The organism is Klebsiella sp. HMSC09D12 (assembly GCF_001808475.1).
Classification (GTDB): Bacteria; Pseudomonadota; Gammaproteobacteria; order Enterobacterales; family Enterobacteriaceae; genus Klebsiella; species Klebsiella oxytoca.
This window is the reverse complement of the sequence record NZ_KV793438.1, coordinates 37,268-50,206: the sequence shown is the minus strand read 5'-3', so window position 1 is coordinate 50,206 and position 12,939 is coordinate 37,268. Positions and strand designations below refer to the sequence as shown.

20 protein-coding genes are annotated in these 12,939 nt (G+C 49.3%); all 20 read left to right on the top strand.

Translation table 11 applies throughout. The annotated features are described in order from the left end of the window. Positions 1-344: 344 nt before the first annotated feature. The 20 genes from traM to traW all read left to right on the top strand — a co-directional run bounded on the left by traM (position 345) and on the right by traW (position 12,911). Positions 345-737, top strand: coding sequence for a conjugal transfer relaxosome DNA-binding protein TraM (traM, locus tag HMPREF3178_RS07990; RefSeq protein ID WP_020805752.1), 393 nt, complete (start codon positions 345-347; stop codon positions 735-737). Between the two features lie 237 nt (positions 738-974). Continuing rightward, positions 975-1,676 carry a hypothetical protein gene (locus HMPREF3178_RS31630; RefSeq protein WP_023316396.1) on the top strand — a complete coding sequence of 234 codons (702 nt, stop codon included), beginning with the start codon at positions 975-977 and terminating at the stop codon, positions 1,674-1,676. Between the two features lie 85 nt (positions 1,677-1,761). Then, the gene (locus tag HMPREF3178_RS29710; protein WP_048289787.1) at positions 1,762-1,962 is read left to right on the top strand and encodes a TraY domain-containing protein; all 201 of its coding nucleotides are present in this window, start codon (positions 1,762-1,764) and stop codon (positions 1,960-1,962) included. Between the two features lie 68 nt (positions 1,963-2,030). Beyond that, positions 2,031-2,399 (top strand): type IV conjugative transfer system pilin TraA, encoded by a 369-nt coding sequence (traA, locus tag HMPREF3178_RS07980; RefSeq protein WP_020316649.1) that lies wholly within the window; start codon positions 2,031-2,033, stop codon positions 2,397-2,399. A gap of 13 nt (positions 2,400-2,412) precedes the next feature. Then, a complete protein-coding gene (gene traL, locus HMPREF3178_RS07975; protein ID WP_070585110.1) occupies positions 2,413-2,718 on the top strand; it encodes a type IV conjugative transfer system protein TraL in 306 nt (101 codons plus the stop codon). A 19-nt stretch (positions 2,719-2,737) separates the two neighbouring features. Further along, on the top strand, positions 2,738-3,304 hold the full coding sequence (gene traE, locus HMPREF3178_RS07970) for a type IV conjugative transfer system protein TraE (RefSeq protein WP_020316627.1): 567 nt from the start codon (positions 2,738-2,740) through the stop codon (positions 3,302-3,304). After that, complete coding sequence (gene traK, locus HMPREF3178_RS07965; RefSeq protein WP_020804840.1) at positions 3,291-4,031, top strand: type-F conjugative transfer system secretin TraK; 741 nt, start codon at positions 3,291-3,293, stop codon at positions 4,029-4,031. Before traE ends, traK begins: the two co-directional genes overlap by 14 nt. Beyond that, a complete protein-coding gene (gene traB / locus HMPREF3178_RS07960) occupies positions 4,031-5,455 on the top strand; it encodes an F-type conjugal transfer pilus assembly protein TraB (RefSeq protein WP_023316397.1) in 1,425 nt (474 codons plus the stop codon). The genes traK and traB overlap by 1 nt, the downstream gene beginning before the upstream one ends. Continuing rightward, a complete protein-coding gene (gene traP, locus HMPREF3178_RS07955) occupies positions 5,448-6,044 on the top strand; it encodes a conjugal transfer pilus-stabilizing protein TraP (RefSeq protein ID WP_023316398.1) in 597 nt (198 codons plus the stop codon). The genes traB and traP overlap by 8 nt, the downstream gene beginning before the upstream one ends. Positions 6,045-6,066: 22 nt before the next feature. Then, the gene (gene traV / locus HMPREF3178_RS29705; protein WP_023316399.1) at positions 6,067-6,636 is read left to right on the top strand and encodes a type IV conjugative transfer system lipoprotein TraV; all 570 of its coding nucleotides are present in this window, start codon (positions 6,067-6,069) and stop codon (positions 6,634-6,636) included. A gap of 131 nt (positions 6,637-6,767) precedes the next feature. Further along, positions 6,768-7,178 (top strand): hypothetical protein, encoded by a 411-nt coding sequence (locus tag HMPREF3178_RS07950; RefSeq protein WP_023316400.1) that lies wholly within the window; start codon positions 6,768-6,770, stop codon positions 7,176-7,178. Positions 7,179-7,182: 4 nt separating this feature from the next. Then, a complete protein-coding gene (locus HMPREF3178_RS07945) occupies positions 7,183-7,467 on the top strand; it encodes a hypothetical protein (protein ID WP_023316401.1) in 285 nt (94 codons plus the stop codon). Between the two features lie 23 nt (positions 7,468-7,490). Then, a complete protein-coding gene (locus HMPREF3178_RS07940; protein WP_023316402.1) occupies positions 7,491-7,709 on the top strand; it encodes a hypothetical protein in 219 nt (72 codons plus the stop codon). After that, positions 7,710-8,021 (top strand): hypothetical protein, encoded by a 312-nt coding sequence (locus HMPREF3178_RS07935; protein ID WP_070585109.1) that lies wholly within the window; start codon positions 7,710-7,712, stop codon positions 8,019-8,021. Between the two features lie 66 nt (positions 8,022-8,087). Then, positions 8,088-8,492 (top strand): hypothetical protein, encoded by a 405-nt coding sequence (locus tag HMPREF3178_RS07930; protein ID WP_023316404.1) that lies wholly within the window; start codon positions 8,088-8,090, stop codon positions 8,490-8,492. Then, positions 8,489-8,779, top strand: coding sequence for a hypothetical protein (locus HMPREF3178_RS07925; protein WP_020323516.1), 291 nt, complete (start codon positions 8,489-8,491; stop codon positions 8,777-8,779). The genes HMPREF3178_RS07930 and HMPREF3178_RS07925 overlap by 4 nt, the downstream gene beginning before the upstream one ends. Before the next feature lie 7 nt (positions 8,780-8,786). Beyond that, positions 8,787-9,185 carry a hypothetical protein gene (locus HMPREF3178_RS07920; protein ID WP_072156904.1) on the top strand — a complete coding sequence of 133 codons (399 nt, stop codon included), beginning with the start codon at positions 8,787-8,789 and terminating at the stop codon, positions 9,183-9,185. Positions 9,186-9,256: 71 nt separating this feature from the next. Continuing rightward, complete coding sequence (gene traC, locus HMPREF3178_RS07915) at positions 9,257-11,896, top strand: type IV secretion system protein TraC (protein WP_020323518.1); 2,640 nt, start codon at positions 9,257-9,259, stop codon at positions 11,894-11,896. Next, a complete protein-coding gene (gene trbI, locus HMPREF3178_RS07910; RefSeq protein ID WP_020314627.1) occupies positions 11,896-12,285 on the top strand; it encodes a type-F conjugative transfer system protein TrbI in 390 nt (129 codons plus the stop codon). Before traC ends, trbI begins: the two co-directional genes overlap by 1 nt. Beyond that, positions 12,285-12,911 carry a type-F conjugative transfer system protein TraW gene (gene traW, locus HMPREF3178_RS07905; protein WP_020314628.1) on the top strand — a complete coding sequence of 209 codons (627 nt, stop codon included), beginning with the start codon at positions 12,285-12,287 and terminating at the stop codon, positions 12,909-12,911. Before trbI ends, traW begins: the two co-directional genes overlap by 1 nt. Positions 12,912-12,939: the final 28 nt, after the last annotated feature.

The following is a 12,939-nucleotide window of genomic DNA, read 5'->3' as shown; positions in this document are numbered from 1 at the left end:
CCACACACTACGCAAAATTAAAATTTTGCAGATTGCTATTTGGAAACAGTGAGTTATGAAATAAATAATGTGCAGTACATTTATTTAATGTGTTAATGCGAATCGGCTATGAATCTATATAGATTCACTAACGAATTGCATGAGATTCAGTAGAGACTATTTTTTTGTAAAACATTTATTTACAAGTGCCATGAATCTATATTAGATTCGTGGCTAAAAGGATAGTGATTCGTGAAGTGAATCTTCATTTCTATCATAGTGACTCTAATTGTGAATCGCGCAACATGCGTAGTTTTAGCTCTTAGGGTTTTATGGATTATACGAGATTATAATTGTGAGGGACTATGGCTAAGATCCAGGTTTATGTAAATGACAATGTTGCTGAAAAAATTAATGCGATAGCAGTTCAGCGTCGTGCTGAAGGTGCGAAAGAGAAAGATATAAGCTATTCAAGTATTGCATCTATGTTGCTTGAGCTTGGTTTGCGTGTCTATGAAGCCCAGATGGAACGTAAAGAATCCGGATTTAATCAGATGGCATTCAATAGAGCACTGCTAGAAAGCATGGTTAAAACTCAGTTTACTGTAAATAAGGTGCTGGGGATCGAGTGTCTAAGTCCTCATGTTAATGGCAATCCAAAGTGGGAATGGTCAGGGTTAATAGAGAACATACGGGACGATGTTAGTGCGGTGATGGAGAAGTTCTTTCCGAATGAAAGTGAGATTGAGGATGAATAGCGTAAGATTTTACGTAATATAAATGTAATCATTGGTTGGGCTGGCTTATTTATTGTAGAATGAATTATTGTTCTTCTTATTGGTGAATATTTGGAAGAATGATCTAAGCTAATCAGATGACATCCTTTTCAATGGGATTTATAATTTAGGTGTAATTGAAAATTTGAGAATCATTGGTGTAGGGAGTCGAACCCTCCCTACACCAACTATCCATAGAAACCTTCTAAGGAGGAACCTATGTGTGCGATGGATCGTAGTAGTGATGACAGCTTAAGTCAATCGGTTAGGGATGCTCTTCTTCACATAAAGGGGTTGTATAACATCTCGCCTGTCTCTGTTTGCGTAAGAAACCAACAACGTGATGTACTATATTCCAACACATCATTTGAACAAATGTATGACTTTTTTAAAACAGAATGTGTAGCAGGTAGTTTTTCTGGAACGTTTTATGAATTAGAGTTGATGTTTTCCCAATTAGAACTTGATTGCATGGTGCTAGGTAAAGGCTGTGTTTTAAGTAAAATTTTTTCGTGTGGAAAATCGAATTTTCAAATTCGGATTGAGTGTATCAGTCTTTTGGATGATGATTTTTATTTTTTTTGGCAAATAAATCTTCTGATAACGGTTCCATTACCCAGCCGGAAAATGGAGGTTATCAAATCAAAAGGTAATTCAGATTTTGATGAGGCTATTTCAAAGATAAGTGATTTGAATATAATTCCTCTTTCATTTTATGTTCTTGGCTTTAGCTATTTGGATATATCAAGTTATATCTGTGTGTCTGAAAAAATTGTGAAAAAAAGAATCGATCGTTCGAAAGAGAAAGTACTGGAGATCTATCCTTCTTTTAGCTCATTTATATCGGATTGTTACAAGACCAGGAAAATATATTTTTTCATTGAGAATGTTTACGAATATATAATGTTAATGAAGTGTTAAATGAATTGGGGCTATTTAGCCCCTTTATTTCCTGTGCCTTTCTGTGTAATGATTTGTCTATAAGGTCTCGAATCGGAGAAGTTGTGTGTCAAAGCGTTATACCAACACTGGAAATAAGAATATTGTTTCCGTTTACCTTGATGACGACACTCATGCACTTTTAGTTAGCGCAAAGAACCGTAGTGGCAGAACGAAGTCAACGGAAGTGGCGATGCGACTTAAAGATCATCTAAGACGCTTCCCCAATTATATTTTTTCTGAACAGAGCGAGGAGGAAGGAAGGTAAAGATATAAAAAATCAGGTTTAGATGTGATTTTCTACTAACGTATACATTCTCTTTAAAGGAAATAAATATGAATGCTGTATTAAGTGTTCAGGGTACTGCTGTCTCTGAAGAAACCAAACCGTCTTTTCTGTCTCGCGTTTTCAATAAAAAGAAAGCCCTGAAAGTCGCTAAAGTTGCGCTGCCGGTTGCTGCTGTGGCGGCGTTCTTCCCGGATGCTGCGATGGCCACCACCACGGCAACCGACCTGATGAAGTCCGGGGATGCGACCGTTAAAGGCACGTTTGGTAAGTCTTCCAGCGTCGTCAAATGGGTGGTTCTGGCAGAAGTTGTCGCCGGCGGCATCATGTACATGATGACCAAAAACGTGAAGTTCCTGTTCGGCTTCGCGATTATTTCCACCTTTATCACCATCGGTATGTCGGTCGCCGGTTACTGACAGGAAACGCGTGATGACGGGAGACGAATTAAAGCGGTACCGTTTCCCGGAAACACTGACTAACCAGTCCCGCTGGTTTGGCTTATATCTCGATGAACTTATCCCGGCCGTGATTTGTCTCGGCTGGGGTTTCTGGACCAGCAAGTTCATTTTTGGTATGGCTGCAGCGGCACTGGTTTTCTGGGGTATCAAGAAACTGAAAAAAGGGCGGGGCAGTTCCTGGCTACGCGACCGGATTTACTGGTATCTGCCAACCTCCCTTCTTAAAGGTTTCTTTCATGATGTTCCGGACTCCTGTTTCCGGCAGTGGATTAAATAAATCAACGGGGAAATAACATATGGAACATGGTGCCAGACAAAATACCACCCGCGTTATCGCTGTGGGATTTATCAGTCTGGGGACACTCCTGACCCTCAGTCTTGCGACCAATATTATCCAGGGCATAAATAATTACCGTCTTCAGACAGAACAGAAAGTAGCTGTGACACCGATGTTATTCAGTGCTCCCTTTGCGGTGTCTCAGAACCAGGCTGACGCCTCTTATATTGAGCAGCTGGGCCTGTCCTTTATTGCCCTGCGTCTGAATGTCACGCCGGAAACGGTTGATGCCCAGCATCAGCAGCTACTCCGGTATGTATTACCCGCCTCGCAGAACAGCCTCAAGGTCCAGCTGGCTGAAGATGCGAAACGCATTAAAGACAATAACGTTAATGCCACCTTTTATATGACGTCGATCCGTGCCTGGCCGGCAGAGAACCGCGTGGATATCCGGGGTGAACTGAAAACGTGGATTGGGGATTCCAAACCCTACAGTGAAATTAAAAGTTATGTCATTCAGTTCAGTCGTGTCGATGGTGTCAGCTGGCTGGCGCGTTTTGGAGAAATAAATAATGAAAAAAATTAACCCGTTATTTATTTCAGGCTGTCTGCTGTTGGTCGCCCCCGCGATGTCCGCGACCCTCAGCGGTACGCTGGCGCCGACAGTGGTCCCCCTGACCAATGGCGGTCAGGCAAATATTGCCGTGAGTAACACCGACCCGAATCTGTTCACAGTACCAGGCGATCGCATCACGGCGATAAACAGCCTGGACGGTGGCCTGACAAACCAGGAGCAGACCGACAGCGGCGGCGCCATTCTGGCGACCGTCAGTAAAAAACCGTTCACCTTCATTGTGGAAACCGAACGCGGGCTGAACTTCTCCATTCGTGCCGTGCCCCGTGCGGGCTCAGGCCGGACAATTCAGCTGGTCAGCGAGCTGGCGGGGACACCCGGTCCGGCAAAAGCCTGGGAAGAGTCGAACCCCTATGAATCGTTACTGGTTTCGCTGAATCGCGCCGTGCGCCAGGGCAGCGTACCCGATGAGTATCAGTCTGTCCCCGTCACCTCTGAAGTGCTGCAGGCGCCGGCTGGTCTGCGCGCCACTGCCGACAGGGTCTGGGTCGGGCACCACCTGAAAGTCGTCCGTTACAGTCTGGATAACGTCTCCCTGTCGCCCCGCATGGTGCGTGAAAGCGATTTCTGGCAGCCCGGAACACGTGCCGTCATGTTCAGTACCCCGGCGGGCCTGCTGACTGCCGGTGGTCGCATGCAGATCTGGGTCACGACGTCAGATGAAGGAGTGAAGCGCTGATGGCCAACTTCAACACGCTGATCAAACGTAAGCAATATATCTGGCTGGGACTCATTCTGGCGGGCGGCGCGGCAGCCGTTGGGGGCGGGCTGTATCTTTCTGATCTGAACATGAGCTCTGATGAGGAAGCCCCGGCTCAGGGCGAACCCGCGCCGGATATGACCGGGGTGGTCGACAGCAGCTTCAACAGTAAGGTGGAGCAGCACGCGACCACCGAAATGCAGGCGACTGCCGCAGATCTCAACAAGCGTTTTGAGTCCCTGCAGGGGGAAGTGGATCTACTGAGTAAGGCGCGAACCGCTGATCAGATACGTATCGACAAGCTCAGCAGTGATAATGAATCCATGCAGAATCAGCTGAAGGCGCTGGGCGTAAAACCGGCTGTCTCTGGTGGCGAGCCCGCGCCGACCCCTCCGTCACCGCCACCCGGTCCGGAAGGTGAGCCGCAGCCAGCCAGTTATCCGCCGCAGACCGGCGCCGCGGTACCGCCTCCGACGGCATTCTATCCGGGGACTGGTATGACACCGCCGCCGCAGGTCAGCTACCAGTCTGTGCCGGTACCAAACCAGATACAGCGTAAAACGTTCAGTTACGACAAAGGAAAGAACGCGAAGTCATTGCCGTACATTCCGTCGGGGAGCTTTGCAAAAAGCATGCTTATCGAGGGGGCAGATGCCAACGCGTCTGTTACCGGGAATGAATCCACTGTACCGATGCAGCTGCGTATCACCGGTCGCGTGGAAATGCCAAACAGCAAAACCTACGACCTGACAGGGTGTTTTGTGGGGCTTGAAGCCTGGGGCGACGTATCGAGTGAGCGCGCCATTGTCCGGACCCGCAATATCAGCTGTATCAAAGGTGATAAAACCATCGATCAGCCCATTAACGGCCACGTGTCATTTATGGGGAAAAACGGGGTTAAGGGAGAGGTGGTGATGCGTAACGGAAAAATCCTCGGCTGGGCATGGGGGGCCGGTTTTGTTGACGGGATTGGTCAGGGCATGGAACGGGCTTCACAGCCGGCAGTTGGCCTGGGGGCAACCGCATCTGTTGGCGCCGGTGATGTTCTGAAAATGGGCGTAGGCGGTGGTGCATCTAAAGCTGCGCAGACGCTGAGCGAGTACTACATCAAAAGGGCCGAGCAGTATCACCCGGTCATTCCGATTGGTGCCGGTAACGAAGTGACCGTCGTGTTCCAGGATGGTTTTCAGCTGAAAACCATTGATGAACTGGAAGCGGAAAAGAACGGGCAACAGCAGGCTCAGAATCAGGAGGCGGAGCCGGCACCGCAGGCTGATGCACATCGTCAGTCAGGCGGCGGTATGAACGGATTCAATACTGACGAGATGCTGAAGAAGCTGGGCAAACTTGATCCGCGTGAGTTCTCTCCGGGCGCAGCGCCGCAGGGGGAAAATAATGGCTAAGTCTCTCATTACTGCTGTTCTGTCAGCACTGCGCTGGGCTCACTGGCTGGTTAAGTGTGCGGTGGTGTATCCGCTGGCCATGATGATGTTACTGGTTGTTCTGGTGTTCCGGACGGGACCGTACACGTTCGGCCAGACGCTGGTGAAAACCGTAGAGTCTGTGCAGCAGGAGGGATATGTCATTCAGGACTGCACGGGGCCGAAAGAACTTAATGGTGATGCGGTGAACACACCACTGCCTCCGGTTTTACAGGAAGACTGCACCACCGTCAGTACGGATGCGGCAGGGTATGCAGCATATATCGACCAGAGCTATACGCATAATATTCTCTGGCTCTGGCTGCTGATGGCGGTGGTGTTTACCGGGATCGCTGTGGTTTTCCGTCGGACTCCTGTCCGCAGGGGGATCATACGGAAAAACGGTGTTGTCGTCGGAGAGTCTGGTTCGGGTTCTTCAAGGCTGATTCTAGCCCGATCTGATGTCAGCCAGATTAAGCGTGTTTACGATGAAATGAGTCCGGGTGAAGGGGATAAATTTGTTCGGGCGATTAAGGAAAATACCCAAATCAGGATGAACCTGAAGAAATAACCGATAAATAGCGAGAAATATCATGAAGGAATTAATGCTGTTAATTCCTCTGGGCAGCGCTTTGCTCTTAACCGGGTGTGCGGGCACAGAGACCGAATTTCAATGTAATGCCACGACGTCGGATACCTGTATGACGATGGAACAGGCAAATGAAAAAGCGAAGCTGAAAGAGGAACGCAGTGATGCAAAGCCGGCTGCGGCCGGGTTGCCACAACTGGCTGAGGGTAATTTCAGAACAACGTCAGTTAATTCGTACCCGTTGCCGCCACAGCCAAATTTAATGCAGTCAAGAACAACGACAACGGTACCGACTAATACAGTAACGTCAGGATTGCTGACGAATAACAGAATAGTCAGTGCGCCGGTATATCGGCCCGTGGCTGTAACGCCAGCTGTTCGGCCGGTGAGTGTATCAACTTATACATCACCGGTGACGGCTCCTGGTAACTATCCCCGGCCATTAAGAAAAGGGGAGGAGACAACGTCATTGTGGATAGCGCCGTATGTGGATGCAGATGATGTATATCATCAGCCGGCAACGGTTCTTTTTGTCGTAAAACCATCGGCGTGGGGACAACCTCGCCTTAATTGATTTACGGCGCCATTACTGGCGCTGCAGTAAGTTTTCATTTCTGAATTAAAACGAGTGCCCTCTGCGTTGAAAGGGATGGGCGGTAGCGTGTGAAATGAACGTCGATAACGAAAAATGAAAGGATTTGAAAAATGACTGACTCAATGAAATATCTATGGCTGCTTTTTCGCGAGGATTCGTCATATATTTTTATGTTGATGCTGATTGTTGGTTCTGCCGTAATCGTGTCTGCCTTTTTTCAGAGAGCAATCACATCCTGGTGGGGTAAAACCCTCAGTGTGATACTGTGTATGGTGAGTATGATTACTACAGCAACAGGAGTTCTTGATCCTGAATCAACATATAAACAAATTATAAACAGGAAAGAAAATATCATCTATACGCTGAAAAACTGCAGAATCTCCGCATTTGAAGCGCAGCAGGCAGGGTTTCTGGCTAAAGCGAAAGATGGCTGGTCTTGTCCGGATGGCGTAACACGGTATATGGATGTGAGATACAGGGATAAGGCAGAGGTTAATAAACTTAGCACGGAGGGTAAGTAACGTGATGGATGAATTATTCAAATGGCTGCTTGCTTTTGTATTTTCAGTATATCTCTTGCTGTTTGTATTCAGTAATGACCCTGTACCAGAAGCGCTCGCACACCACTGGACTCATGACTGCCGCTTGCTGGAGAAGAATATTGATAAAGGTTTATTGTCTCCCACGCAAAACCGGCTTCAGTGTGGTGATGTTATTGAAAATGTCAGTGCAGATGAGTATGAAAAGGCGATAAGCGGGAATAAGCCGGTTACCTTACAGGAGTTAATCGAAGAGATATTCATTCGTTAGTATATAAACAGAGGCAATAAAGTATGCATGCATTTATTTTTCTGGTGCTGATGACGCCGAGTAGTGGCGGTGGGATTTGGAATGTTTCTCCCATGCCTAATACAGATGTTTGCATAAAAATGCTACGGGCACTCGAAGCACGTGGAGGAAGGGGTTACGGAGGTAATACAGGAGAGTGCATTGAAATTAAAACCCGCGAGCCTTTGAGCAGCGTGATGGAAACATTGAATGAGGGTGGGTAAATGGCTGAATACCAGATAAGTTTTGATGGGTTTGTACGACTTTTTTTTGCAATGGCAATCATTATCTGTGGTTGCGGCTATGTAATTATTGGTGTTTTTATAAGAGATACGCTTGCCTGTATTTTAATGTTGTTTGGGCTTGCAGGTCTCAGTGCTTTATTTTCTTTCATGGTATTCATGGATAAAAACATGTGGGCCGGTTCTCCTGATTTGACGCTGTCAGTAATAACGGGATTTTTTACAGCCACAGTCATCTTTTATATGTTTTATGTCTTGATTTATTCCTTTGAACGGATGGGGGCAGGTGAATAGTAAGACCGATGGTCAGTATTAACAATCTCACGTTATTTGAAAGTATGCAGCATAAGGAATAAGAAAGTGAAAGCGTACTATATACTCGGACATAATGTTGCATGGCTTAACGGTATATGCCTGATTCTTTTTGTTATTGGTGTGGTCGGTGCGCTGGCAATGGTTGCCATCCCTGAAAAATTCAATCTTCGAGTTAACAGAGGCGATACATTCATATACTGTTCGCTTATAGCGGTGGTTGGGTTTTCCGGGATGTTCGTTATCTCCATTCACTCATTTTCGATGGATGAACTTGAAGCAGGTAGACACTGGAAAGACGACTGCAAGACACTTGAGGTAAACATGCCGACAGGCGCTTTTACCAGCCCTGTTAATAAACTGGACTGTGATGGCATCATCATTAATGTGCCAGGTGAACGGTATTATGCGTATATCCATCAGTGGGAATTATACCAGGCGAATAAAAAATGAAAGTAAACGTCGCGAGCGCGGTTAAAAACATTGTTAACTGGGCCTTTCCACTCTTTTTTTTGGGTGGTCTGCTGTATCTTGTTTACGATGATTACAGAGATAACGGTACAGCGACTGAAGAACAGTTATTAATGATTTCTCATGAAATACCCTGTGCCGGTGAGGATTTTCGAACGGCACTCCGTAATAGCCCGGGACCATTAACCCTTCGCGATGCGAAGAAAATTGCCGCTAAATGTAACGAGAAATATAAACAACTTAACGCACTGAACGCTATGAGCAAATAATCAGGGGATGGATATGGTGTTATTTTTTAGAAAATATGGTTTTTTGTTTATCCCTCCAGTCTACTGGCTCATCTATCTGGGAGTCAGGCTGACGTACAATGGACTGGTCGGGGAGTTTTCTCCTGATTTCTTTCAGAGTATTCGACATGATGGTGTCTTTATCATCTGTAGTTTGTGCGTTTTTTATTTTTTCTGCTTAGAGGTGGGGGGTAGTGATGTGGAGTTCTCAGCGAACATTCTGTTCCTGATTGTTTTCTTTCATGTGGTTTTATTATTTATCACTCTGCTTATTTGTTTGTGGCAAGGGGCGATGTTGTTGGATGCGATCTTTACGGGTCAGATTATTGCTTCCATGTGTTTATTGTTTTTCATTCCTGTATTTTCCATTATAAGAAGGAGTTTCTAGTGCGGCTGTGAATATTCTTCTTGCCATTTATTACCCTTGTTGTTTCGAATTGCTCTTAAAGGAACGCCCGCATGAGTAATAACATTATCGATGCCGTCACCCAGGCTGTGAATTCACTGGTGTCAGCACTGAAGCTGCCCGACGAATCCGCGAAAGCCAATGACACGCTGGGCAGCATGAATTTCCCCCAGTTCAGCCGTATTCTGCCCTATAAGGATTATGATTCCGCGACCGGTCTGTTTATTAATAACAAAACCGTCGGTTTTATGTTTGAGGCGCGTCCTTTACCCGGTGCGGATAAAAGTATCGTCGCCACACTGGAGCATTTACTGCGCAGCAAACTTCCCCGGGGCGTCCCGGTCAGTTTTCATCTGGTCTCCAGCAAACTGGTCGGCAATGACATCGACTATGGTCTGCGTGAATTCCGCTGGAGCGGTAAACAGGCTAAAAAGTTTAATGCCATCACCCGCGCCTACTATCTCCGGGCGGCGGAAACACAATTTCCCCTGCCGGACAATCTGGATTTGCCCCTGACGCTGCGAAACTACCGCGTGTACATCTCCTGCTGCGTGCCCCGGAAGAAGAACTCCACCACGCAAATCGTGGAGCTGGAGAATCAGATTAAAGTGTTACGGGCATCGCTCGGCGGGGCTTACATCCCGACGCGTATCCTCGATGCGGCCGGGATGGTCGAACTGATGCGGGAGCTGATTAACCCGGATCCGCATGAGATGTACCGGGTGCCGTACAAGCTGGACCCGTATCAGGACCTGAACTATCAGTGCGTGGATGACAGCTTTGACATGCAGGTCACTGCCGGTCATCTGAAAATTGGCCGCCTGGGGCGGGACGGGAAAGAGTGCGTGACCCGGGTGACGAACTATCACCTGGAGTGTGACCCGGAAATCGCCTTTCTCTGGACCGCTGCGGACAACTACGCCAACCTGCTGAACCCGGAGCTCTCCATCTCCTGCCCCTTTGTCATCACACTGACGCTGATGGTGGAGGACCAGGTGAAGACCCAGAACGAAGCCAACCTGAAATTCATGGACGTGGAGAAGAAAAGCAAAACCTCCTACGCGAAGTACTTTCCGAACGTGATAAAGGAAATGCAGGAGTGGGGCGATATCCGCCAGCGACTGGCGACCAACCAGACCTCTCTGGTGTCCTACTTCTTTAACATCACCACGTATACCGCCGATAACGCAGAGGCCTCTCTCGCTACCGAGCAGCAGGTGCTCAACAGTTACCGTAAGGGTGGCTTCCAGCTTATCCCGGCCCGCTATCATCACCTGCGTAATTTTCTGGCCATGATGCCGTTCAAATGCGGCGAAGGCCTGTTCAAAGAGCTGCAGGCGGCAGGTGTGGTGAAGCGGGCGGAGACGTTCCAGGTGGCCAACCTTCTGCCGATTGTCGCTGACAGTCCGCTGGCGCCGGCAGGACTCCTGGCGCCCACCTACCGTAACCAGCTGGCGTTCATCGACCTGTTCTACGAGGGAATGAACAATACCAATTTCAACATGGCGGTCTGCGGCACCTCCGGGGCGGGCAAAACCGGTCTGATTCAGCCCCTCATTCGTAGCGTGCTCGACTCCGGCGGGTTTGCCTGGGTGTTCGACATGGGCGACGGCTACAAGTCCCTGTGTGAAAACATGGGCGGCGTGTATCTCGACGGCGACTCGCTGAAGTTTAATCCGTTCGCCAATATTCTCGACGACGCTAACTTTGACCTGTCCGCCGAGCGTATCCGCGACCAGATGTCGGTGATGGCCAGTCCCAACGGCAACCTGGATGAAGTGCACGAAGGTCTTCTCCTGCAGGCGGTCCGGGCGGCCTGGCTGAGTAAGCGCAACAAGGCGCGTATCGATGATGTGGTGGCCTTTCTCCGGAGCGAGAAAGACAGTGAGGAATACGCCGACTCACCGGGGGTGCGCAGCCGTCTTGATGACATGATTATCCTGCTCGACCAGTACACGGTGAACGGGCTGTACGGGGAGTACTTCAACTCTGATGAGCCGTCCCTGCACGACGATGCCCGGATGGTGGTCCTTGAGCTGGGCGGGCTGGAGTCGCGCCAGTCCCTGCTGGTCGCGGTGATGTTCTCGCTGATTATCTATATCGAAAACCGGATGTACCAGTCTCCCCGCAGCCTGAAAAAACTCAACGTTATCGATGAAGGCTGGCGACTGCTGGACTTCAAAAACGAAAAGGTGGGGACCTTTATCGAGAAGGGCTACCGGACGGCGCGCCGGCATACCGGGGCCTATATCACCATCACCCAGAATATCGTGGATTTCGACTCCCCGACCGCATCGAGCGCTGCACGCGCTGCCTGGGGGAACTCCTCGTACAAGGCCATTCTGAAACAGTCAGCGAAGGAATTTGCCAAGTATAACCAGCTGTACCCGGATCAGTTCAGCAAGCTGGAGAAAGACATGATTAACGGCTTCGGTTCTGCCAAAGAGCAGTGGTTCTCCTCTTTTATGCTGCAGGTGGAAGCGAACTGCTCCTGGCACCGCCTGTTCGTCGACCCGCTCAGCCGGGCGATGTACTCCTCAAAAGGCCCGGATTTTGAGTACATGAAAGCGCGTCGGGAAGAGGGGGTCGATATCCACGATGCGGTGTACGGCCTCGCGTGTCGCAACTTTAAAGAAGAAATGGCTGAACTTGAATCCCGAATACCGGTGAATGACATGGAGGATAAACAGTGATGAAAAACAACACCGAACAACCGGTCAGTACGACCTCTCATACCTTTCGCCGGATACCTGTCATCGTCGCTCTCGTGCTTTTCGCCCTGGCAACCAGCGCGTTTCTCTCGCGCATGGTTCTGGAGTACTCCACGCCGCGGGTGGTGGCTTTTGATATGAAGAAAACGCTCGACAGTTTTATGGACAGTGTCAGCCAGAAGCAGCTGACAGAGGCGCAGTCAAAAGCGCTCTCTGATCGGTTTAACGACGCGCTGGAGAAGAGTCTGGCGGAGTATCAGCAGCAGCATCATGTGGTCATTCTGGTTTCACCTGCCGTGGTTCAGGGCGCACCCGATGTGACCCGCAACATCCAGCACGACATTGCCCGCCGGATGAAAGGAGAACAGTAATGATACGACTGAAAGGCTGTCTGCTCGCCGCCTGTCTGTTATCGCCGCTGACTCAGGCGGCTGATCTCGGTACCTGGGGGGATTTATGGCCCGTCCGGGAGCAGGACATGCTGCAGCTCATCACGCAGCGTCTGCAGTCGCTGCAATCCTCTGGCCAGTGGGACCAGACGATGGACGCGTTTAAGCAGCGGGTTATCGAGAACAGTCAGCGTCCGGCGCCGGTGGAAGGCATTAAGCGTGCGGAGAAATACGAGCAGCGCTGGTTTGATCCCAGCATCCGCCTGACCGAAGACCTGAAGGACAATGAGGGGCGGGTGTTTGCCCGCAAGGGCGATGTGGTGAACCCGCTTAAAACCGTACCGTTTGTCCAGACCCTGTACTTCATCAATGGTGACGATGCCGACCAGCTGGCCTGGATGAAGCGTCAGGTGCCGGAAACCCTGATGAGCAAAATTATCCTGGTGCGCGGCAGTATCCCTGACACCTCCGCAGCGCTGGACAGCCGGATCTATTTCGACCAGAACGGCGTACTGAGCAAGCGATTTGGCCTGACGGCGGTCCCGGCGCGGATCACGCCGGCGCCCTCCGGTGAACGGCTGAATATTGAGACCTTCCCTGTAAAATAAGGATGTTTCTGTGAAAACCCTGACGCTT